16 protein-coding genes are annotated in these 23,014 nt (G+C 67.7%); 10 read left to right on the top strand and 6 right to left on the bottom strand.

All coding sequences use genetic code 11. The features are described from left to right. Nucleotides 1-172: 172 nt before the first annotated feature. The gene (locus tag N7590_RS13170; RefSeq protein WP_053450747.1) at nucleotides 173-2,464 is read left to right on the top strand and encodes an NADP-dependent malic enzyme; all 2,292 of its coding nucleotides are present in this window, start codon (nucleotides 173-175) and stop codon (nucleotides 2,462-2,464) included. Nucleotides 2,465-2,884: 420 nt separating this feature from the next. Here the strand turns inward: N7590_RS13170 and N7590_RS13165 are convergent, their stop codons facing one another. Beyond that, nucleotides 2,885-6,229: a GH92 family glycosyl hydrolase gene (locus N7590_RS13165; protein ID WP_164242278.1), complete on the bottom strand. Its 3,345-nt coding sequence runs from the start codon at nucleotides 6,227-6,229 to the stop codon at nucleotides 2,885-2,887. 376 nt (nucleotides 6,230-6,605) lie between these two features. Here N7590_RS13165 and N7590_RS13160 point away from each other — a divergent pair, with 376 nt between their 5' ends. The 4 genes from N7590_RS13160 to N7590_RS13145 all read left to right on the top strand — a co-directional run bounded on the left by N7590_RS13160 (nucleotide 6,606) and on the right by N7590_RS13145 (nucleotide 9,832). After that, nucleotides 6,606-6,803 carry a zinc-finger domain-containing protein gene (locus tag N7590_RS13160; RefSeq protein WP_005410967.1) on the top strand — a complete coding sequence of 66 codons (198 nt, stop codon included), beginning with the start codon at nucleotides 6,606-6,608 and terminating at the stop codon, nucleotides 6,801-6,803. 15 nt (nucleotides 6,804-6,818) lie between these two features. After that, nucleotides 6,819-7,934: a glycosyltransferase gene (locus N7590_RS13155; RefSeq protein ID WP_164242280.1), complete on the top strand. Its 1,116-nt coding sequence runs from the start codon at nucleotides 6,819-6,821 to the stop codon at nucleotides 7,932-7,934. Further along, complete coding sequence (locus N7590_RS13150; RefSeq protein ID WP_279935593.1) at nucleotides 7,915-9,246, top strand: O-antigen ligase family protein; 1,332 nt, start codon at nucleotides 7,915-7,917, stop codon at nucleotides 9,244-9,246. The genes N7590_RS13155 and N7590_RS13150 overlap by 20 nt, the downstream gene beginning before the upstream one ends. A gap of 136 nt (nucleotides 9,247-9,382) precedes the next feature. Beyond that, complete coding sequence (locus N7590_RS13145) at nucleotides 9,383-9,832, top strand: transposase (RefSeq protein ID WP_164242282.1); 450 nt, start codon at nucleotides 9,383-9,385, stop codon at nucleotides 9,830-9,832. A 42-nt stretch (nucleotides 9,833-9,874) separates the two neighbouring features. Here the strand turns inward: N7590_RS13145 and N7590_RS13140 are convergent, their stop codons facing one another. After that, the gene (locus N7590_RS13140; protein WP_164242284.1) at nucleotides 9,875-10,792 is read right to left on the bottom strand and encodes an LpxL/LpxP family Kdo(2)-lipid IV(A) lauroyl/palmitoleoyl acyltransferase; all 918 of its coding nucleotides are present in this window, start codon (nucleotides 10,790-10,792) and stop codon (nucleotides 9,875-9,877) included. Between the two features lie 60 nt (nucleotides 10,793-10,852). Between N7590_RS13140 and waaA the strand changes: the two genes are divergently transcribed. Both waaA and N7590_RS13130 read left to right on the top strand, forming a co-directional pair. Then, entirely contained in the window at nucleotides 10,853-12,151 is a 1,299-nt protein-coding gene (gene waaA / locus N7590_RS13135) for a lipid IV(A) 3-deoxy-D-manno-octulosonic acid transferase (RefSeq protein ID WP_053510810.1), read from the top strand. Nucleotides 12,152-12,375: 224 nt separating this feature from the next. After that, nucleotides 12,376-13,602, top strand: coding sequence for an amino acid transporter (locus tag N7590_RS13130; protein WP_164242286.1), 1,227 nt, complete (start codon nucleotides 12,376-12,378; stop codon nucleotides 13,600-13,602). A 101-nt stretch (nucleotides 13,603-13,703) separates the two neighbouring features. Here the strand turns inward: N7590_RS13130 and N7590_RS13125 are convergent, their stop codons facing one another. From N7590_RS13125 to N7590_RS13115, 3 genes are all read right to left on the bottom strand, one after another. Further along, nucleotides 13,704-15,062: a TolC family outer membrane protein gene (locus N7590_RS13125; protein ID WP_053510808.1), complete on the bottom strand. Its 1,359-nt coding sequence runs from the start codon at nucleotides 15,060-15,062 to the stop codon at nucleotides 13,704-13,706. 16 nt (nucleotides 15,063-15,078) lie between these two features. Continuing rightward, on the bottom strand, nucleotides 15,079-15,726 hold the full coding sequence (locus N7590_RS13120) for a protein-L-isoaspartate O-methyltransferase (protein ID WP_164242288.1): 648 nt from the start codon (nucleotides 15,724-15,726) through the stop codon (nucleotides 15,079-15,081). A gap of 136 nt (nucleotides 15,727-15,862) precedes the next feature. Further along, the gene (locus N7590_RS13115; RefSeq protein WP_164242290.1) at nucleotides 15,863-16,543 is read right to left on the bottom strand and encodes a TetR/AcrR family transcriptional regulator; all 681 of its coding nucleotides are present in this window, start codon (nucleotides 16,541-16,543) and stop codon (nucleotides 15,863-15,865) included. Nucleotides 16,544-16,660: 117 nt separating this feature from the next. Here N7590_RS13115 and N7590_RS13110 point away from each other — a divergent pair, with 117 nt between their 5' ends. Next, a complete protein-coding gene (locus N7590_RS13110; protein ID WP_164242292.1) occupies nucleotides 16,661-17,791 on the top strand; it encodes an efflux RND transporter periplasmic adaptor subunit in 1,131 nt (376 codons plus the stop codon). 4 nt (nucleotides 17,792-17,795) lie between these two features. Then, nucleotides 17,796-20,957, top strand: a complete 3,162-nt coding sequence (locus N7590_RS13105; RefSeq protein WP_164242294.1) for an efflux RND transporter permease subunit — start codon at nucleotides 17,796-17,798, stop codon at nucleotides 20,955-20,957. Between the two features lie 202 nt (nucleotides 20,958-21,159). Here N7590_RS13105 and N7590_RS13100 read toward each other — a convergent pair whose 3' ends face one another. Then, the gene (locus N7590_RS13100; RefSeq protein ID WP_164242296.1) at nucleotides 21,160-22,065 is read right to left on the bottom strand and encodes a LysR family transcriptional regulator; all 906 of its coding nucleotides are present in this window, start codon (nucleotides 22,063-22,065) and stop codon (nucleotides 21,160-21,162) included. A 117-nt stretch (nucleotides 22,066-22,182) separates the two neighbouring features. Between N7590_RS13100 and N7590_RS13095 the strand changes: the two genes are divergently transcribed. Next, a complete protein-coding gene (locus tag N7590_RS13095) occupies nucleotides 22,183-22,956 on the top strand; it encodes an SDR family oxidoreductase (RefSeq protein ID WP_053450736.1) in 774 nt (257 codons plus the stop codon). Nucleotides 22,957-23,014: the final 58 nt, after the last annotated feature.

Raw genomic sequence — 23,014 nt, 5'->3', positions numbered from 1 at the left:
AAGGCGTCCCACGGCTGTCACGCGAGGCGCCGAAGCTGGTATCACGGTCTGGTCGCATACGGCACGGAATTGTGCGGTCGCAGCATGCCTGCGACAGGATAGCGACAGGTCCAGACGCTCCAACGGGGGTATCATCCCCTGTCCCTTCTGCCCATTCATGTAACCCACATCGATGTCCAACGAAGATTTCAAACAGGCCGCCCTCGATTACCACCGGATGTCTCCGCCCGGCAAGATCAAGGTTTCCGCTACCAAGCCCATGCTGACCCAGCGCGACCTGTCGCTGGCGTATTCGCCGGGCGTGGCGTACGCCTGTGAAGCGATCAAGGCCGACCCGCAGCAGGCCAGCGAGCTGACCGCGCGCGGCAACCTGGTGGCGGTGATCTCCAACGGCACCGCGGTGCTGGGCCTGGGCAACATCGGCGCGCTGGCCGGCAAGCCGGTGATGGAAGGCAAGGGCGTGCTGTTCCAGAAGTTCGCCGGCATCGATGTGTTCGACATCGAAGTGGATGAAACCGACCCGGACAAGCTGGTCGACATCATCGCCTCGCTGGAGCCGACCTTCGGCGGCATCAACCTGGAAGACATCAAGGCGCCGGAATGCTTCGTGGTCGAGCGCAAGCTGCGCGAACGCATGAAGATCCCGGTGTTCCATGACGACCAGCACGGCACGGCGATCATCGTCGGCGCGGCCGTGCTCAACGCGATGGCGATCACCGGCAAGAAGATCGAGGACGTGAAGCTGGCGACCACGGGCATGGGCGCGGCCGGCATTTCCTGCGTGAACATGCTGGTGCAGCTGGGCCTGAAGCCGGAGAACATCCTGGCCTTCGACCGCGAGGGGGTGATCCACACCGGCCGTACCGACCTGGACCCGGAAAAGCAGCGCTATGCGCGCGACACCGACAAGCGCACCCTGGCCGAGATCGTCGATGGCGCGGATATCTTCCTGGGCCTGTCCGCGCCGGGCATTCTGACCGCCGAGATGGTCAAGACCATGGCGCCGGACCCGGTGATCTTCGCCCTGGCCAACCCGACCCCGGAAATCATGCCGGAACTGGCGCGTGCCGCCCGTCCGGACGCGATCATCGGCACCGGCCGTTCGGACTACCCGAACCAGGTCAACAACGTGCTGTGCTTCCCGTACCTGTTCCGCGGTGCGCTGGACGTGGGTGCCACCGCGATCAACGAGGAAATGAAGATCGCCTGCGTGCGCGCCATCGCCGCGCTGGCGCGCCGTGCCGCCACCGACATGGGCTCGGCCTACGGCGGCGATACCCCGAGCTTCGGCCGTGAATACCTGATTCCGCGTCCGTTCGACCGCCGCCTGCTGGTGGAGCTGTCGGCTGCCGTGGCCCAGGCCGCGATGGACTCGGGCGTGGCCTCGCGCCCGATCGACGACATGGGCGCCTACCGCGACAAGCTGGCCCAGTTCGTCTACCGCACCAGCCTGATGATGAAGCCGGTCTACGACCGCGCGCGCAGCGACAAGCAGCGCGTGGTGTATGCCGAAGGCGAAGAGGAAGTGGTGCTGCAGGCGGTGCAGAACGTGGTCGATGACGGCCTGGCGCACCCGATCCTGATCGGCCGCCCGGAAGTGATCGAGTCGCGCATCGAGCGCCTCGGCCTGCGCCTGAAGATCGGTGAGAACGTTGAAGTCACCAACATCAACGACGACCCGCGCTTCAACGAGTACTGGCAGTACTACCACGGCCTGACCGGCCGTCGTGGCGTGACCGTGGCCGCGGCGAAGAACCTGATGCGTTCGCGCCCGACCCTGATCGCCGCGGTGATGGTGGCGCGTGGCGAAGCCGATGCGATGCTGACCGGCATCGTCGGCCGCTTCCACAAGAAGCTGGGCTACGTGCGCAGCGTGCTGCCGCTGGAGCCGAAGGTCACCTCGACCTCGGCGATGACCGGCGTGATCAACCAGCAGGGCGTGTTCTTCTTCGTCGATACCCACGTGCAGGAAGACCCGACCGCCGAGCAGCTGTGCGAAGCCACGCTGCAGGCGGCCTACCGCATGAAGCTGTTCGGCATCGAGCCGAAGGTGGCGCTGCTGTCGCACTCCAACTTCGGCAGCCATGATTCGAAGGACGCGCTGAAGATGCGCCAGGTGCGCGAGCTGCTGCTCAAGCGCAACCCGCGTCTGAACGTGGACGGCGAAATGCAGGGCGACACCGCGTGGGATGAAGCGCTGCGCCAGAAGCTGCTGCCGGGCTCGACCCTGCAGGGCCGCGCCAACCTGTTCGTGCTGCCGAACCTGGAAGCGGCCAACATCGCCTACAACCTGGTGCGTGTGTTCACCGACGGTGTGGCGATCGGCCCGATCCTGATGGGCGTGAACAAGCCGGTGCACATCCTGACCACCAGCGCGACCTCGCGCCGGATCCTGAACATGACCGCGATCGCCGCGGTGGATGCGCAGATCCGCAAGCAGCTGGAAGCGGAAAAGAAGGCATAAGCCTTCTTCCCGATTCCAGCTGCAGAAGCGCGCCCCACGGGGCGCGTTTCTGTTTCCGCAAGGCGGAAACGGGTCCTGCCGGCCGCTGGCCGGCAACCGCAATCATGTCCACCACCACCGCAGCCGGCCAGCGGCCGGCTCTACCGCTGGTCTGTGCCACACGCGCTTCGCAACCCGGTCATTTGCCTGCAACCCCGCTGGGGCCCAATACGCCCACGCGGCCCGGCCGTGGGAAGGGACCGGACCGGCCTTCCCACCCTGGGCCCGACCACCTCCCCATCGGCGAAAGTGTCATGCGCAATCGAGTGACCCGGCGGTACTTCCAGCAGTTGTTCGCGCTGTACGCAGGATTCGTGCGGTCGCGCTGAGGCCGCCAGCTGCCGCGGCGCGGCGGGCATCCGTGCCCACCGTGCATGCGGCTTACTGCGCCGCGCCGGGTGCCAGCAGTTCAATCTCCGCCAGCGGCATCCGGCTCGGTGCCACCAGGCGCAGGCGGTACTCGCTGTAGCGACCGGGCCTGGCGATGCGGAACGGCCGGGTCTGGCGAGCGGATTCGAAGTCTTCGCCGCTGCGCTGGTCCAGCAGCGTCCAGCTGCCGTCGCCGCTGCGGGCCTCCAGCGCCCATTCGCCACCGCGGATGCTGCCGTCGCCGCTGGTCAGCGTGTACATCGTCGGGGCGCCCTCGGCCAGCCCGGTCAGCGCGATGATCGCGCCACCGCCCAGGCCGACCGTGGTACCGGCATCGTCATCCACCAGTGCAGGCAGCGCGCGGCCATCGCCTGATGTGGCTTTCGCGCCGCTGCCAAGCAGGTCGTGCAGCAGCTGCGGACGCTGGCCACGCGCGGTCAGCGAGGGCGGCGCGTCGTCCACGCCACTGCCCCAACGCGACGGCCTTGGGCCCATCACGAAGTCCAGCGTTGCGCCCTTGGCGATCAGTTCGTGCGGTACCCAGGTCTTGGTCCAGGGTTTGCCGTTGATCTTCAGCGACTGCACGTAGACGTTCTCGCGCGTGTTGTTGGCCGCGTTCACGGTCAGCACGGCGCCGCCCTGCAGTTCCACGCATGCGTGGCGGAATGCCGGCGAACCGATCACGTACTCGGGGGCGCCCATGCGCAACGGGTACAGGCCCAGCGAGGCCAGCACGTACCACGCCGAGGTCTCGCCATTGTCCTCGTCCCCCGGATAGCCTTGGCCGATCTCGCTGCCGACGTACAGCCGCGACAGGATCTCGCGCACGTGCTGCTGGGTCTTCCACGGCTGCCCGGCATACAGGTACATCCACGGGATGTGGTGCGCCGGCTGGTTGCTGTGCGCGTACATGCCCATGCGCACATCGCGTGCTTCGGTCATTTCATGGATGGTGCCGCCGTAGGAGCCGGCCAGGGCCGGGTCTGCGGTCTCCGGGGTGGCGAAGAAGGTATCCAGCTTCGCCGCCAGCCTGTCGCGGCCACCGTACAGCGCGGCCAGGCCTTCGCCATCGTGGGCGGCGGTGAAGGCGAAGGTCCAGCCGTTGGACTCGGTGTAGTCGTGGCCCCACACGCGCGGGTCGTAGCGCTCGGAATCCACTCGCCAGCGGCCGTCGGCAGTGCGGCCCTGGAAGAAGCCGGCGGCCGGATCGAACATCGTTGCGTAGCTGGCCGCGCGGTAGCGGAAGTAGTCGGCCTCGGTGCTGTAGCGCTCGCGTGCGGCAGGCGTGGTTGCGCGCTTGGCCAGGGCATCGGCCATGTTGGCGACGCCGAAGTCATTGAGCGCGCCTTCCATCGTCCACGACATGCCCTCGTGCACGTCGGCACTGGCATAGCCGCGGAAGGTCGAACGGTCCATGCCCTTGCGGCCGACGTGACGGTCCGGCGGTACCACGGTCGCGTTCTTCAACGCGGCGGCATAGGCCTCGGCCGGATCGAAGCCGCCGATGCCCTTCAGCCACGCGTCGGCGAAGGCCACGTCGGAGCTGGTACCGACCATCAGGTCGGCATAGCCCGGCGACGACCAGCGTGCGATCCAGCCACCGGCGCGATACTGCTCGATGAAGCCCTGCACCAGCTGCCCGGCATCATCGGGCGTGAACAGCGCATAGGCTGGCCACGTGGTGCGGAAGGTGTCCCAGAAACCGTTGTTGACGAACACCTTGCCATCGCGCACGGCGGCGAAGGTCCGGGTCGCGCTGCCGCCGGTGTTGTCCTCGCTGGCACTGGCCTGGTTGGCGTAGCGCCAGTCCGGTGCGGCCGCGCTGCCCACATTCTCGTGGCCGGAATTGGGATACAGGAAGAGCCGGTACAGGCTGGAATACAGCGTGGTCTTCTGGTCGTCGCTGGCATCGCCGATGTCGAAGCGGGCCAGGCGTGCATCCCAGGCATCCTGCGCGCGGCTGGCCACGCTCTCCAGCGTATCGGCCGCAGCAATCTCCAGCGCCAGATTGTGCCGGGCCTGTTCCACCGAGATCAGCGAGGTGGCGATGCGCATGTTCACCCGCCGCTCGCTGCCGGCATCGAACTTGATGTAGCCGGTGGGGCGGCCGGTGTCGATGCGGCCGCTGCTGCGCCACGGCTTGTCGAAACGGGCCGCCACGTACATGCGGCTGGCGCCGTTGGACAGGCCGCTGCGCGTATCGGTGTAGCCGTACAGCGTCTGCGTGGCGGCATCCAGGGTCAGCCCACCACGCGCATCGACATTGTCGAACAGCAGGTTGGCGTCGCCGTCTTCGGGGAAATCGAAGCGGAACAGCGCCGCATGGTCGGTCGGCGCGATCGCGGCGGCGATGCCGTTGTCGAAGCGCACGTCGTAACGGTAGGGGCGCGCACTCTCATGGCTGCGCTCGAACGACAGCGCACGCTTGCGGCGGTCGGCGGACGGCACGCCGCGGTTGGCCGAGGGCATCACCTGGAACGTCTGGCGATCGCCCATCCACGGGCTGGGCTGGTGGCTCAGCGCAAGCGCCTGCAGCTGCGGGCGGTTCTGCGCATCGTTCTGCTCGTTCCAGCGGTACAGCCAGTTCAGCGCACCGGCATCGGTCACCGGGGTCCAGAAGTTGAATCCGTGCGGCACTGCCGTGGCCGGGAAATTGTTGCCGCGCGAGAAGGTGCCGTTGGCCTGGGTGCCGCGGGTGGTCAGCACCCAGTCGGAGACCCGCTGTGGCCGGGAATGTGGCTGTGCGTCCAGGCGCACGTCATCGATCCAGCCGGACACCGGTGCACCTTCGGCACTGGCCACCTCCAGTTCGATCGCCACCACGCGACGCCCCTGCAGTGCGGATACCTCGCCCAGGCGTATCGCCTTGCGCGCCCACTGCTGCGGATACAGCGTCTTCGACGCGCCCTGCGCGCGCGCGCCGATGGCCACGCCATGCTGGTCGCGTGCAGCGCTGGACGACACGCGGCTGCCATCGTCCAGCAGCAGGTCCAGCGAGACATAGGTCGAGGCCACGGTGTCCTTGCCGACGATTTCCGGTAGCACCAGCCATGACAGGGTGGTTTCGGCTTCGATGGGCACATCGGTCCTGAACAGCTCGCGCCGCGCGCTGCCGCCGTTGCTGCTGTAGCGCAGTGCATGCAGGCCGCTGTAGCCGGCATTGCGCTTGGCGGCGTAGGGCGCGGCGGGACCGTCGCCGATCGACACCTGCAACCCACCCGCCGCCGGGGTCGGGGCCGGTTCACCCGGTTCGAACGAAGTCTGCAGCCCCTGTGCCAACACCGGCATCGCGGTAGTCGCACAGGCCAGGGCCAGGGCGAGCGGAAGCAGGGCGCGGCGTGGATCGGACAGGGTCATGCAGGGATCTCCCGGAAGGGCTGGCGGCGGGCAGAACCCGCATCGGCGGGCACCACGGACAGCATCGCTCCGCCCGCCGGGATGGCAGTGGGAGAGGCGATGCCGGTCCGGTGGGGGCGGGCCATGCGATCGGGTCGAAGAGGGCAGGTCGGGTCGCGACCTGGCCCGATCCTGCAACAGCCGCCGCGACCTGACAAGTGCCATTTAGTTCGATCCAAATGCGGGAAATAGTGCGGTCGGCGGGTTTCCGGCGCGAACCCGCCGGATCGATTGAAGAAATCGCCCTGCCGATCCGGCCTGCGCAGGGGCGGCACAATGTCGGGGCGGCCCGGATGCTAGAATCACAGCCCTCGCAACCCGTTCATCGACATCCGCCATGAGCCATACCGCCACCGCGCCCGCCAACGCCGAGAAGCGCTACACCGTGCACCGCAGCGATCTGCCGCTGAGCTGCCCGACCCCGGAAATGGCGCTGTGGAACTCGCATCCGCGCGTGTACCTGCCGATCGAAGACGAGCCCAACGGCGAAGCGCAGTGCCCGTACTGCGGTTCCGTGTTCGTGCTGGCCGACTAAGCGGCCGCCCCTTCGATGCGCCGATTGACCGTGGTGCAGTTGCTGCCGGCGCTGCACTCCGGCGGTGTCGAGCGCTCGACCCTGGAAATCGCTGCGGCGCTCGTCGCCGCCGGCCATCGCGCGCTGGTGGTTTCCGCCGGTGGCCGCCTGGTGCAGCCGTTGCTCGATAGTGGTGCCGAGCACCTCACCCTCGACATCGGCCGCAAGTCGCTGCTGACCCTGCGGCATCTGCCGACCCTGCGGCGCCTGTTTGCCGAGGTCGGCGCCGACATCGTGCATGCCCGTTCGCGGCTGCCGGCCTGGCTGGGCCTGTACGCGATCCGCGCCATGCCCGCCGCACAGCGCCCGCACTGGGTCACCACCGTGCACGGGCTGAACTCACCCAGCCGCTACAGCGCAGTGATGACCAGCGGTGAGCGCGTGATCTGCGTATCCAACAGCGTACGTGACTACGTGCGCCGGCATTACCCGACGGTCCCCGAAGCGACGCTGCAGGTCATCCCGCGCGGCGTCGACGTCGCCCAGTTCCCGCGCGTGGCGCGCGCCGACCGCCGGCCGCGGCTGGCACTGGCTGCCGATTTTCCGTGGCTGGGGCAGGTGGACGGCCCGCTGCTGCTGCTGCCGGGGCGGGGCACCCGCCTGAAGGGCCACGCCCATGCGCTGCAGCTGCTGTCCGACGTGCGCGCCGCCGGTGTGCCGGCCCAGCTGTGGATGCTGGGCACCGATGAACCGGGCCGCGAAGCCTATGTGGCGGATCTGCGCCGGCAGGCGACGGCGCTGGGCGTGGCCGAGGCCGTGCAGATCAGTGCGCCCACCGCACGCATTGCCCAGGCCTATGCCGCCAGTGACCTGGTGCTGCAGCTGTCGGACAAACCGGAAGCCTTTGGCCGCACCGTGGTCGAGGCGCTGTCGGTCGGCCGCCCGGTGCTGGGCTGGGACCATGGCGGCGTGGGTGAACTGCTGCAGCAACTGCAACCCGCGGCCGCCGTACCGTTGGGTGATGCGCGGGCACTGGGTGAACGCGCGCTGGCCCTGCTGGCGCAGCCGCCGTCCCTGCCGGCGCGCATCCCGTTTACCCTGCAGGCCATGCAGCGTGACACCCTTCGCCTCTATGCCGACCTTGCCGGCTGACGCCACGGTTCCCCTGCGCGACGACCGCGCCGGGCGCTGGGCACCCTGGTGGGTGCTGGCGTACGTGGCGATGTGGCCGCTGCCGGGCATCGCCGAAACCGTGCTCGGACTGGGCGCGCTGTACGCCGCCGCGCGCATGGTCATGCGCCGCCTGCAGCGCCGTCCGCACCTGCTGAGCACGGCGGCCTGGGCGCTGACCTCGATCCTGTTCCTTGGCTACTGGCTGCCGCAGGCGTTCTCGGCCATCGATGCCATCGATCCTGCAGCGTCGTGGACCAAGGCGGCCGCCGGCCTGCGCTATCTGCCTTTCATGTGGCTGGTGGCAATCGCTGTCGCCACGCCCGAACGGCGAAGGCTGACCTTCGGTGGCCTGGCACTGATCACGGGTGCATGGACGCTGGATGCACTGGTACAGGCCGTGGCCGGTACCAGCCCATGGTTCTGGTCGCTGGAACACCTGAAGCTGGCCGTAAGCGGCCACGCGTTGTGCCCGGCGGACGAAGCCGCCCTGGCTGACCGGCTCAGTGGGGCCCTGGGGCCCTGCAACCTCAAGTTCGGCCAGGTGCTGGCCAGCCTGTCACCGTTCCTGTTGTTGCCGATCGCGCGGCGCTTCGGAAATGCGGGCTGGTTGCTGGCGGCCGCCGCGCTTGGCGGCGTGCTGCTGCTGGCAGGGTCGCGTGCCTCGTGGATCACGTTCGCACTGGTGCTGGCCTACAGTGGCGTGCGCCAGTTCGGCTGGAAGCGGCTGGCGTTGCTGGCGCTGCTTGCGGTGCTGGCAGCCGGCGCGTTGACCGCCAGCGTGCCGCAACTGCGCGAACGCTTCGCGCGTACGGCGATGGCCTGGGAGGGCGGCGAACGCGGTGTCGACCAGGCGCTGTCCGGGCGTGCACGGATCTGGCAGGCCGCCGTGTGCATGATTGAAGAACATCCGATCAACGGTGTCGGCGCACGCGGCTTCCGCGATGCCTATCCGGCCTGCGTCGCCGATGAGGGGCCGGCGGTCTGGGGTAATGCGCCTGCGCTGCATGCCCATCAGATCGTGCTGGAAATCCTCGCTGAAACCGGCGTGCTCGGTCTGCTGCTGTGGTTGGCGGCGGTGGCCCAGGCCTGGCGCGCATGGCGCTATGCGCCGGCCAGCGCGCGTGAGCGCGCGCGCCCGGCGATGCTGGCGCTGGCGGTCACGGTGTTTCCGCTCAACACCCACCTGGCGTTCTCCTCGGCGTTCTGGGGCGGCCTGACGGTGATGCTGGCCGCGCTGTTCGCCGGCAGCCTGCTGGCGCGCGAGGCAGAGGATTCGCCGCCCGTGAAGTGACCGCATATCCGCGCATGGCAGGAAACAACCAGGGAGTCGATCAGTAGATCCACGCCATGCGTGGATGGGCTTTCCCGACCCGGTCATGGCCGGACCTCCAATACCGCTGTTACGGCACGCCGCGCATGCTGGAAGCATGGCCAGCCCCAGACTCCGCTACGGTCGCTGTTCCCGATCCGGCAACGTGTACTCATTGACCACGGCAACCTTCGGCCGCGAACCGTTGTTCGCCGATGCCGCGAACGTGGCGATCCTGATCGACACTCTGCGCTTCGTAGAGCGCAGGGGCTTCAGCCACAGCCTCGCCTGGGTGGTGATGCCGGATCACCTGCACTGGCTGATAAAACTGCGCGGGGGCACCCTGGCTGATTGCATGGCCCTGCTCAAATCACGCAGTGGCCGCCTGTTGAACCAGCACCTGGGCCGACACGGCAGGCTGTGGCAGCACGGCTATCATGATCACGCCGTACGCAGCGATGAAACCCTTCATGAGAAGGCGATGTATATCCTGGCCAACCCGGTCCGCGCGGGCCTGGCCAGCACGTTGGATGAGTACCCTCATGCCTGGTGCCGTTGGCCGTTGTAGGTGCCGCTACCCGAATGGAGAGCATCCACGCATGGCGTGGATCTACTTGTAGAAATCGCTCCGCCCGCCCGGCTGCCGCTTGAAACGGCGATGGATCCACAGGTACTGGTCGGGGGCCTCGCGCACCATCGCTTCGATGGCCTGGTTGACCCGGGTGGTGTCTGCTTCCACGTCCTCGCTGGGGAAGTTTTCCAGCGGTGCGCCGATCTTCAGGAAGTACTTCCCGCCTTCGCGGCGGTGGAAGTACGGGATCACCGCGCAGCCGGTCATCCGCGCCAGCTGGTGGGTGGCGGTGATGGTGGACGCGGTGTGGCCGAAGAACGGCACGAACACGGTGTCCTTGCCGCGCATGTCCTGGTCCGGCGCGTACCAGAGGAAGCCGCCCTTCTTCAGGTGCCGCACAGTGGCGCGGATGTCTTCGTTGGCATACATCGCCTTGGCGTAGCGCAGGCGACCGAACTTCACCGCCCACTCGTACACCGGGTTCTTGTGCTTGCGGTACATGCCCGACAGATCGACGTAGTCACACAGCAGGCGGCCGCACATCTCCAGGGTCATGAAGTGGCCGGAGACCAGCAGCACGCCGCGTCCTTCGGCCTGCATCCGGCGCAGGTGTTCCAGGCCCTCGATCTGTACCTGCGGGCGGATGCTGTCGATGCTGCCCCACCAGGCGCGGATGCATTCGAACACGCCCACGCCCAGTGCATCGAAGCTGTCGCGTACCAGGCGCTGGCGCCAGGCCTCGTCCTTTTCCGGGAAGCACAGCTGCAGGTTGACCTCGGCGGCGCGGCGGCGGCTGCCGAGCAGGCGCCAGCTGATCCAGCCGACGCCACGGCCCAGCGCGCGCTGCAGCATCCACGGCAGGCGGGCGATGGCGAAGGCGCCGAACATGACGGCGAACATCGGCCAGTTGCGGGGATCGCGCAGCGACGGGCGGATGGCAGTGGAGGCATCGGACATTGCTCCATTCTACCAACCCGGCCGCGTGTCTTTCCCGGGGGCCTCCCGTATCCTTGCCGCATGCGTAAAGACCCTGTCGAATGGATCCTGCGCGGCCTGTATTCGGCCGTGCTTTACCTGCTGCTGCCGATCACCGTGTACCACCTGGTCTGGCGCGGTTTCCGGGTCCGTGAATACTTCCGGCGCTGGGACGAGCGCTACGCCTCCTACCCACAGCCGACCGGCCAGCCGCGGGTCTGGCTGCATGCGGTGTCGGTGGGCGAGGTCAATGCCGCCGCCCCGCTGGTCAATGCCCTGCGCCAGCAACGCCCGGATATCCGCTGGGTCATCACCACCATCACCCCGACCGGGTCCGAACGCGTGCGCGCGCTGTGGGGCGACGCGCTCGACCATGTCTACCTGCCGTACGACGTGCCCGGCAGCGTCAACCGCTTCCTCGGCCACTTCCGGCCCAGCCTGGCGCTGATCCTGGAGACCGAGCTGTGGCCGAACATGCTGTTCGGTTGCCGCGACCGCCGCATTCCGGTCTACATCCTCAATGCCCGCCTGTCGGCCCGCTCGCTGCGTGGCTATCGGTTGCTGGCAGCGCTGATCCGTCGCGCCCTGCGCACGGTCACCTGCGTCGCCGCACAGTCGCAGGATGATGCTGAGCGTTTCGTGCAGCTGGGCGCGGCTCCCGAGCAGGTGCAGGCGCTGGGCAACCTGAAGTTCGACATCGCCACGCCGGACGTACAGGACTTCGTCGCGCAGTTCCATGCGCGGGTAGCGGCCGGACGCCCGGTGTGGATCGCCGCCAGCACCCATGACGGTGAGGAGCAGGCGGTGATCGACCTGCACCGTCGCCTGCGCCAGCAGCATCCCGACCTGCTGCTGCTGTGGGCGCCGCGCCATCCCGAGCGCTTCCCGAAGGTGGAGGCCCTGGCGCGCGAGCAGGGCTGGAATGTGGCGACCCGGCGTGCGATGCAGTGGCCGGACGCCGGCACCGATGTGTTCGTCATCGACACCCTGGGTGAACTGATGCCGTTCTATGCCTGTGCGCAGGTGGCGTTCGTCGGCGGCAGCCTGCAATCGATCGGTGGCCACAACCTGCTGGAACCGGCGGCGATGGGCACCGCCGCGGTGACCGGCCCGCACCTGCACAACTTCTCCGAGATCTCACGACGCATGCGCGAGGCCGGTGCCCTGCTGATCGGCGAGGACGTGCAGGCGGTTGGCGATCTGCTGCAGCACCTGCTTGATGACGAACGTGCACGCGAGGACATGGCGCGTGCCGGCTGCACCCTGGTCAGCAACGGTCGCGGCGCATTGCAGCGTACGCTGGCGCTGGTGGCCCCCCACCTGCCTCCTCCGCGCAGCTGAGGCCGCAGGGGATTCGATCCACGTACTGCGGATCGAATGACGTGATCGCCTGCATCAATTCTGCTTAACGGCGAGATTCCTGTCGTTGCAGGACCGTGGAACGGTGTGCCGACGTGCCTGCGATCACAATGCGGCGTGCACGCCACGGATTCTGATATCGCCCTTCGCCGCAGGCTGCCAGCCTGCTGTCGAACCTGCTTGGGCGGATATCAAGGAACCTTGCGATGGATAGCGACAGCGGCCCGGGCGACATGGGCGATGCAGGGCCGGGCAGGGACCACCTTGCAGGGGTGATCCTGACCCTGATGCTGGGTGGCAGCGTGATCGCGCTGGTGGGGCAGCACACCGCCGCACAGGCAGGCCCTGCGATCGTGTTGAGCCTGTTGCTGGCTGCGCTGGGCACCGCGCCGCTGCTGTATTGCCTGCACATCCTGGGCCGGCAGCTGCCGGTGGCCGAGGGCCTGCACGGCCTGCTGCGGGCGCGTTGGGGCAGGGTCCCGGCCGGCCTGCTCGGCGCCGCGCTGCTGGTGGAACTGATGGCGACCAGCGCCGGCGTGGCGCAGTCCATGGCCAGCCACGTGCATGCGCTGCTGGCCAGCTGTGGCATCGAGGCCGGTAACGCGATGCCGGTTGCGCTGATGGCCACCCTTGGCCTGCTTCTGCTTGGGCTGATCGGATTGCTGCCACCGAGGCGTGGGGCGCTGGTGGCCTGTGCGTTGCTGACGGTGAAGCTGGGCACCGGCCTGTTGCTGCTGGTGCTGGCGGCCCGCCATGTGCACTACGCGCTCTGGATACCGTGGCTGCCGGAGGCCACGGCGCCCTATCGCTTTGGGCCAGGAGGAGTGCTGGCAGCCAGCGTGCCGCTGCTCGGCGTGTTTGCCTGTGCCGGCCTGGTGCTGGGATTTCCCGGCGTGTGTGGCCAGGTGCGGACGCGACAGGCAGCGTTGCTGGCGAGCACGCTGCTGCTGGCCATGCTGCTGCTGATCGTGCTGGCCGCGTTGCAGTCCGGCCTGGTCGAGTTTCCGGCCTTGGCCAGTACGCGGCCGTTGTCGGTGGCATTGCAGCAGCACCCGCAACTGCAGTGGATGATGCCGCTGCTGCCACTGGCGGGGGCGAGCGGGTTGGCGGCACTCCTGCTGGTGCTGCTGCGGGTGGCTGCGCGGTTGGCAACGCAGTTGTGGACGGCGGCCCGCGATGCATCGCATGGGCGTGTTGCGCCGCCGATGCCGGTCGCGGTGGTGCTGGCCGCGGCGCTGCTGGCGCTGGCGATGCCGATGGGCACATTGCCGGTGCTGCCTGGGCCGGCAACCCTGCTGGTGATGGCGGCGCTGTGCCTGGCTGCCCTGCGCGCGCAGGTTCCGCTACCACGCGCCCTGCCGGTGCTGGCCCCCCTGGCCGCCGCGCTGTGCCTGTTGGCCGCCGCGGAACGGATGCGTGCGTGGCCCGGCTGACGACCAGGCAAGCCTCCCATGCGTGGAGGCTTCGGCCTGCGTCGCGCACAAAAAAAAGCCACCCTCGCGGGTGGCTTCTTCGTTGCCGGCAGGGCGGCGACTCAGTGCGTGGTCGTTGCCGGGTTGCCTGCGTCCTGGGTCAGCAGGCGGTTGACGTCCTGCAGCTCGGCCACATCCAGTGCGCCCAGCGACTGGCTCAGCAGCAGGCGGTTCTGCAGGAAGGTGTAGCGGGCGTTGGCGTAATCCAGCTGCGCCGAGAACAGGATGCGCTGGTTCTGGATCACGTCCAGCACGGTACGGGTACCGACTTCCAGGCCAACCTGCGAGGCGTCGTACGCGCTCTGCGCCGAGACCACCGCCAGGCGGCGGGCTTCCACTTCGCTGATGCCCTGCACCAGGGTCTGGTAGGCGTTGCGGGTGTTGCGGTCCAGGGCACGCTTCTGCTGTTCGTAGCCGTCCTGGGCGATGTCACGCTGGGCCAGCGCCTGGCGCACGCCGGACTGGGTGGCACCGCCGGAGAAGATCGGCACGCTCAGGGTCAGGCCGATGCTGTTGGTGCGTGCGTCCGGCGACAGCGAGCCGGCACCGGTGCTGTCACCCCAGGTCGCGCTCTTGCCCCAGCTGCCGCCCAGCGACAGGGTCGGGTAATGGCCACCGCGGGCGGCCTGCACGCTGGCTTCGGCGGCACTGACCTTCAGTTCCTGCGCCTTCAGCGCCGGATTCTGGTTGGTCGCCTGGTGCACCAGTTCGTCGATGTTGCCGCGGTTGGCCGGCACTTCCGGGCGGAAGTCCGCCGGCAGGCCACGCAGGTTGACCACCGGCTGGCCGGTCAGTTCGGTCAGGGCCTGGTAGTTATCGGCCAGGGTGTTCTGCGCAACGATGGTGTTGGCGCGCGCCTGGTCGTACTGGGCGCGTGCTTCGTGCACGTCGGTGATCGGCGCCAGGCCCACTTCCAGGCGCTTGTCGGCGAAGTCGAACTGCTTCTTCGCGGCCGCTTCATTGGTCTGTGCGGCGTTCAGCGATTCGATCGCCACCAGCACGTTGAAGTAGGCCGCCGAGGTGCGCACGATCAGGCTGTCGTTGGCCGAGTCGAGGGTGAAGTCCGCCGCCTTGCTCAGTTCGCGCTGCGAACGCAGGTTGTTGATCTGGGTCCAGTTGAACAGCGTCTGGCTGCCGTCGATCGTGTAGTTGCGGCGCTTGCTGGTGAACGAGCCCGAATTGACATCGGCGTTCGGCTCACTGCGTGTGCGGTTCAGCGTGGCCTGGCCATTGATCTGCGGCAGCAGGGCAGCGCGCGCCTGCACGGCGCCTTCCTTGTCGACCAGCCGGGTCGATTCGGCGGCGGACAGCTGCGGATCGCCGTTGCGCGCCATCTCATAGACCTGCAGCAGGTCGGCGGCATGGGCGGACAACGGCAGCAGGGCAGTGGCCAGCGCAACAGCGAGGGATCGGCGGATCATTGCGGCTTCCTTGGACTCAGAGGTGGAACTGGGGTGCCGGGGCGGCACCGCGCAGGTAATCGATATCGGTTTCGAACAGCGATTCGGTGCTGCCGTCGGCCTTGACCAGCAGGGCCTCCATCGCCGGCGAGCGGCCCTGGATCACGAACAGGCGGCCACCCGGACGCAGCCACGAGGCGAACTGTGACGGCACCACGTCGACCGCACCAGTGACACAGATCACGTCAAAACGGCGTTCGGTCTGCCAGGACATGGCGTCGGCCACTTCCACACGGACATTGGTGCCCAGGCCGGAGGCGTCCAGACGGGCGCGTGCGGCGGCGGCCAGTTCCGGGTCGATCTCCAGGCTCAGCACGTCGCGCGCCAGCGCGCCGATGCAGGCAGCCAGGAAGCCGCTGCCGGTGCCGATCTCCAGCACTTCGTCACCCGGCTGCAGGTCCAGTGCCTGCAGGGTACGGCCCTCGATGACCGGCTTCATCATCTTCTGGCCATGGCCGATCGGCAGTTCGACGTCGGCGTAGGCCAGCGCCCGGTGCGCGTCGGCGACAAAGGCCTCGCGCGGCAGGCGGGCGAGGACGTCGAGCACCTTGATGTCCAGCACGTCCCAGGGACGGATCTGCTGTTCCACCATCAGTTCGCGGGCGTGGGCGTAATCAATCGTCATGAGGTTCAAATCCAGCGCAGTGGGCCGGCCATTTTACCGGTGCCGGAGGCCGGCGGCGCGCCCAGAGCATCAGCTGCCGGGTGGCCGGGGTCGCAGTGCCGGAAGTCATCGCGACCTCCGGTTCGTTCAGTTTTGGTTATCCGGCCGTCCCGGTCCCTCTCGGCGCATAGGCGCGCAGGAAGAAGTCGATGCTGGCGGTCACGTGGGTGATAGGGTCGCACTCCACCGGTGACAGTGGCATGCCGCACATCATATGCATGTGCACTTCGCCCTTCACCAGGGTCAGGAACTGCTGGGCGGCGAGGTAGTAATCGGCAATCTCCAGCTCGCCGCGTTCGCCGCGCGCGCGCAGGAAGTCGGCCAGGGCCGCGCAGGTACGTTCCGGGCCGGCCTGCCAGAACAGCTCGCGCAGGCGTTCATCGGTTTCCGGGGCCATCATCATGCGCTGGATCGAGATCGCCGCATCGGAGGTGATCAGCTCGAAGAAGGCCAGGCCGATGCCGATCAGCTGGTCGCGCAGCGGGCCGTCCGCGTCGGCCACGAACAGGGCGTCGGGCAGCATTTCAATGCATTTGGACTGCACGGCCTCGGAGAACAGGGTCTCCTTGTCGCCGAAATGGCTGTACACGGTCAGCTTCGAGACGCCGGCCTGAGCGGCGATGGCGTCCATGCTCACGCCGGTATAGCCCTGTTCGATGAACAGTGCCTTGGCTGCTTCAAGGATCGCCGCGCGCTTGCCGAGATCCTTGGGGCGCCCGGGTCCGGCGGCCTTGGCAGCAGGCTTGGCCGACGGCTTGCGGGAAGTAGGAGAACTCATCGCAACAATACTAGACCAAGCGGTTCGATATTTATACTATACCGACCGGTTTATTAAATTGGGCCGGCAGTCGCGGCTCCCCCCTTGTTGGACCCTGCGTTTTCAGGACGTTGACCGATGAAGATCGTGCGCTGGATGGGCGGTATGGTGTGGGTGGCTGCGCTGGCAGCCTGTTCGGGACAGGAACAGGCGCCGCAGGCGGCCGTGCCGGTGCTGGTGGTTCACCCTGGCGAGCAGGCCGGGCAGGCGCCTGCGGCGTTCCCGGGCACGGTGCGTGCACGCCAGGAAAGCCCGCTGTCGTTCCGCGTCGGCGGCAACCTGGTCAAGCGCCACGTCGATGCCGGCCAGCGGGTGAAGAAGGGCGACGTGCTGGCCGAGCTGGACGTGGCCGACTTCGCGCTGCAGGCCCGCGCTTCGCAGGCCCAGCTGGCCGCGGCCGAGGCCGACCTGGTGCGCGCCCGCGACGACCTCAAGCGCTATCAGGTGCTGGCCGACCAGCAGCTGGTCAGCCGCTCGCAGCTGGACCAGCAGTCTGCCGCGTTCAAGGCCGCGCAGGGCCAGGCCAATGCGGCGCGTGCCAACCTCGATGTGCTGCGCAACCAGGCCGATTACGCGCAGCTGCGTGCACCGGCCGACGGCGTGATCGCCAGCCGCGAGGCCGAAGCCGGGCAGGTGGTGTCCGCCGGCCAGACCATTTTCAACCTGGCCGCCGACGGTGGCCGCGAAGTGCTGATCGACCTGCCCGAAGCCACCATCCGCGATTACGCGGTCGGCCAGCCGGTCGAGGTGGAACTGTGGAACCGTCCGGGCCAGCGCCTGCCAGGCACGATCCGCGAGATTGCCGCCGCTGCCGATCCGCAGGCACGGACCTATGCGACCCGGGTCAGCCTGGCGGCCGATGCAATGGCTGATGTGGAGCTGGGCCAGAGCGCACGTGTCTACAGCAGCGCCGGCCGCCACGGCAGCCTGCAGCTGCCGCTGGGCGCGCTGCAGCGCGGTGGCAACGGTGCCGCCAGCGTGTGGGTGGTCGATCCGGCCAACAGCACGCTGAAGGCTGCGGCGGTCACCACCGGTGCCTACGGCAGCGAGACGGTGCCGGTGCTCACGGGCGTCGGCGCAGGCGACTGGGTGGTCGCCGCCGGTGGCCATCTGCTGCGTGCCGGCCAGCCGGTGATCGCCGTGGACCGGCAGAACCGCCCGGTGCTGAAGCCGGCCGCGCCGGCCGCCGCCGCCAAGGCCAAGGAGTAAGCCGGTGCGCCGCTTCAATCTTTCCGAGTGGGCGTTGGCCAACCGTCCACTGGTGCTGTTTGCGATGCTCGCCTTCGCGCTGATCGGCGCGTGGTCGTACAAGCACCTGGGCCAGTCCGAGGATCCGCCGTTCACCTTCAAGGCGATGGTGGTGCGCACGCTGTGGCCGGGCGCCACCGCCGAGCAGGTCTCGCGGCAGGTGACCGAGCCGATCGAGAAGGCGCTGATGAACACCGGCGAGTACGAGTTCATCCGCTCGTACTCGCGCCCGGGCGAATCGCAGGTGATCTTCATGGCCCGCGACAGCCTGCGTTCCCGGCAGATTCCGGACCTGTGGTACCAGGTGCGCAAGCGCGTGGGCGACATCCGGGCGACGCTGCCGCGCGAGATCGTCGGCCCGTTCTTCAACGATGAGTTCGGCGACACCTACGGCAACATCTACGCGCTGACCGGCAAGGGCTTCGACTACGCCGTGATGCGCGATTACGCCGACCGCATCCAGCTGGAACTGCAGCGCGTGCCGGACGTCGGCAAGATCGACCTGGTCGGCCTGCAGGACGAGAAGGTGTGGATCGAGCTGTCCAATACCCGCCTGGCGACGCTGGGCGTGTCGATGCAGCAGGTGCAGCAGGCGCTGGCCGACCAGAACGCGATCACCGGCACCAGCTTCTTCGAGACCGCCACCGATCGCGTGCAGCTGCGCGTGACCGGCCAGTTCAACGATATCGAGGCGATCCGCCAGTTCCCGATCCGGGCCGGCGACCGCACCGTGCACCTCGGTGACATCGCCGAGGTGAAGCGAGGCTTTGCCGACCCGGCCTCGCCGAAGATGCGCTTCATGGGCGAAGAAGCGATCGGCCTGGCAGTGGCGATGAAGGACGGCGGTGACATCCTCAAGCTCGGCGCGAACCTCGATGCCGAATTCGAGCGCCTGCAGAAGACCCTGCCGGCCGGCATGCAGCTGCGCAAGGTGTCCGACCAGCCGCAATCGGTGGAGGAGTCGGTCGGCGAGTTCGTGCAGGTGCTGACCGAGGCGGTGGTGATCGTGCTGCTGGTCAGCTTCTTCTCGCTGGGCCTGCGTACCGGCCTGGTGGTGGGCGTGACCATTCCGCTGGTGCTGGCGATGACCTTCTTCGTCATGCACTACTTCGACATCGGCCTGCACAAGATCTCGCTGGGCGCGCTGGTGCTGGCACTGGGCCTGCTGGTGGACGATGCGATCATCGCGGTGGAGATGATGGCCACCAAGATGGAACAGGGCTACGACCGCCTGCGCGCGGCCAGCTTCGCCTGGGAGTCAACCGCGTTCCCGATGCTGACCGGTACCCTGATCACCGCGGCCGGCTTCCTGCCGATCGCCACGGCGGCATCGAGCACCGGTGAGTACACCCGCTCGCTGTTCCAGGTGGTGACCATCGCGCTGGTGGTGTCGTGGATCGCAGCGGTGCTGTTCATCCCGTACCTGGGCGACAAGATGCTGCCGGACCTGTTCAATCCGCAGCCGCCCAAGCCGGGCAGCCTGTCCGCGCGCTGGCATGCCAGGCGCCAGCAGTGGGCCGACCGCTACCCGGCGCTGGCCAACCTGATCGCGCCGCCGCAGCACGGGCACGACCATGACCCGTACCAGCGCCCGTTCTACCGCAGCTTCCGTCGCTTCCTCGACGCCTGCCTGCGTCGTCGCTGGTGGGTGATCGCCGCGACCATCGCCCTGTTCGTGTTCTCGCTGATGATGTTCCGCTTCGTGCCGCAGCAGTTCTTCCCCGATTCGACCCGGCCGGAGCTGATGGTGGACATCGAACTGGCCGAGGGCGCGTCGCTGCGCTCGACCCAGGCCCAGGCCGAGAAGCTGGAAAAGCTGCTGTCCAGCCGCGACGGCATCACCAACTACGTGTCCTATGTCGGCACCGGCTCGCCGCGCTTCTACCTGCCGCTGGACCAGCAGCTGCCGGCGACCAACTTCGCCCAGTTCGTGGTGCTGGCCAAGGACATCAAGTCGCGCGAGAGCACCCGCGACTGGATGCTGCACGAGGTGATCCCGAAGTTCCCGGATGTGCAGATGCGCGTGACCCGCCTGGAGAACGGCCCGCCGGTCGGCTACCCGGTGCAGATGCGCATTTCCGGCGAGCACATCGAGAGGGTGCAGGCGATCGCGCGCCAGGTCGAGGCCAAGGTGCGTGAGAACCCGCACGTGATGAACGTCAACCTGGACTGGAGCGAGCCGAGCAAGGTGGTGCGGCTGGTGATCGACCAGGAGCGTGCCCGCGCGCTGGGCGTGAGCAGTGCCCAGGTCAGCCAGTTCCTGTCCAGTTCGCTGGCCGGGCAATCGGTGAGCGTGTACCGCGAAGGCAACCGCCAGATCGAGATGCTGCTGCGTGGTCCGGCCGATGAGCGCAACCAGCTGGAACTGCTGTCGAGCCTGTCGATGCCCACCGCCAACGGCGGCAGCATCACGCTGTCGCAGGTGGCGACGATGGAGTACGGCTTCGAGGACGGCATCATCTGGCATCGCAACCGACTGCCGACGGTGACCGTGCGCGCCGACATCAGCGATGGCATGCAGCCGCTGGACGTGGTGCACCAGATCCTGCCGACGCTGGACGGCATCCGCGCCGAACTGCCCAGCGGCTACCTGCTGGAAACCGGCGGTACGGTGGAGGATTCGGCCCGCGGCCAGAACTCGATCAAGGCCGGCATGCCGCTGTTCCTGGTGGTGGTGGCGACGCTGCTGATGCTGCAGCTGCGCAGCTTCTCGCGCGCAGCGATGGTGCTGGTGACCGCGCCGCTGGGCATCATCGGTGCGACCCTGTTCCTGCTGCTGTTCCGCGCGCCGTTCGGCTTCGTGGCACTGCTGGGCACGATCGCACTGGCCGGCATGATCATGCGCAACTCGGTGATCCTGATCGACCAGATCCAGCAGGACATCGACGCCGGCCATGACCGCTGGCATTCGATCATCGATGCCACGGTGCGCCGCTTCCGCCCGATCGTGCTGACCGCGCTGGCCGCTGTGCTGGCGATGATTCCGCTGTCGCGCAGTGCGTTCTATGGCTCGATGGCGATCTCGATCATGGGCGGCCTGATCGTGGGAACGGTGCTGACCCTGGTGTTCCTGCCGGCGTTGTATGCGGCGTGGTTCCGGGTCAAGCCGGACGAATCCGGGGCGTGATGCCCCGGGTTGCCCTGCCTCGGCCTCTGGCAGGCGCCAACCTTGGTTGGCACTGAAACATGCATCCACGCATGGCGTGGGTGGATCTGCTCGCGGGATCTGCTTTCTGTAGAGCCGAGCCATGCTCGGCTGCTCTTCGCGCGATGATGGGATGAGTCGAGCATGGCTCGACTCTACAGAAGCATCCACGCATGGCGTGGATCTACCGCAGCTGCAGTCCGGTGCGCAGCAATGGCAACAACCACTCGATGAACACCCGCACGCGGTGTGCGCGATGCTGCCGGTGCGGCTGCAGCAGGGTTACCGGCAGCGGCTGCGCGACGTGCTGCGGCAGCACTTCCACCAATGCGCCTGATTGCAGTTCGGCCTGCACGTCGTAGCGCGGAATCTGCAGCAGCCCGAGCCCAGCCACGCAGCAGGCAATCGACGCCTCGGCGCTGTTCACCCGCACCCAGCCTGGCATCGGTAGCGTGTGCAGCTGGCTGCCGTCCTGCCACTCCCACGCTTCCACCCGCGCCGTGGTCGGCGAAGCGTAGTTCACCGCGCGGTGCTGCTGCAGATCGGCAGGATGCTGCGGTACGCCGTGCTCGCGCAGATAGGCCGGTGCGGCAACGTTGACGAAATCGAGCTGGCCCAGGGTGCGGGCCACCAGACTGGAGTCGCTCAGCTGGCCGACGCGCAGTACGGCATCGCAGCCATCTTCGATCAGGTTCACCGCACGGTCGGTCATGCCCAGGTCCAGCTCCACCTGCGGGTAGCGTGCAAAGAAGTCGGGCAGGGCCGGGGCGAGGATGCGGCGGCCGATGCGGCTGGGCACGTCGATCTTCAGCAGTCCCACCGGCTGCGCGTCGTCCTGGCGGAACAATGACTCGGCGTCCTCGACCTCGGCAATCAGGCGCAGGCAACGGGCATGGAACACGTCGCCATCGTGGGTGGTGGAGACCCTGCGGGTCGAACGCTGCAGCAGGCGGGTGCCCAGCCGCTGTTCAAGTTCCGCGATGGCCGCTGACACCGTCGAACGGGGCAGGCCGAGCTGGTCGGCGGCGCGCGTGAAGCTGGCGCACTCCACCACCCGGGTGAAGATGCGGAAGCGATCGATCCGGTCCATTGTTCGCTGGCTCTGGAAAGTTAAGTCAATGTAGCGGGCTTTATCCGTGTTTTCTGCACGATATCGTCGTCAGGGCAGGGTTGCCACCCCGGGCAGCCCCCTCCCGAGACCAACGCCATGACCGACCATTCCCTCAAGGGCAAGACCGTGCTGATTGCCGGTGGCGCCAAGAACCTGGGCGGCCTGCTGGCCCGCGACTTTGCTGCGCAAGGGGCCAGGGCCATCGTCATCCATTACAACAGCGCCGCCACCCAGGCCGATGCCGAAGCCACCGTTGCCGCCGTGCAGGCCGCTGGCAGCACGGCCGTCGCCCTGCAGGGAGACCTGACCTCGGCCGCGGCGATGGAGCGCTTGTTCGCCGATGCGGTGGCGGCTGTCGGTCGTCCCGACATCGCCATCAACACGGTCGGCAAGGTGCTGAAAAAGCCGTTGCTGGAGATCAGCGAAGCGGAGTACGACGAGATGAGCGCGGTCAATGCCAAGGCTGCGTTCTTCTTCCTCAAGGAGGCTGGTCGCCACGTCAATGATGGCGGTCGCATCTGCACTTTGGTCACGTCGCTGCTGGGTGCGTTCACACCGTTCTATTCCAGCTATGCCGGGACCAAGGCGCCGGTGGAACACTTCACCCGCGCAGCGTCGAAGGAATTCGGCGAGCGCGGCATCTCGGTGACCGCGATCGGTCCCGGTCCGATGGATACGCCGTTCTTCTACCCGGCCGAGAGTGCCGATGCGCAGGCGTACCACAAGACCGCGGCGGCGCTGTCGGCATTCACCCGCACTGGCCTGACCGACATCGCCGACATCGTGCCGTGGATCCGCTTCCTTGTCACTGATGGCTGGTGGATGACCGGGCAGACCATCCTGGTCAACGGTGGGTACACTACCAAGTAAAGCAGCCACGCAGGGCGTGGCCGCGAGGTACCTGTAGAGTCGAGCCATGCTCGACTGC

This window comes from Stenotrophomonas sp. GD04024 (assembly GCF_029837545.1).
In the GTDB taxonomy this organism is placed as follows: Bacteria; Pseudomonadota; Gammaproteobacteria; order Xanthomonadales; family Xanthomonadaceae; genus Stenotrophomonas; species Stenotrophomonas forensis.
The sequence above is the reverse complement of the archived record's forward strand: the minus strand, read 5'-3'. Positions and strand labels throughout refer to the sequence as shown.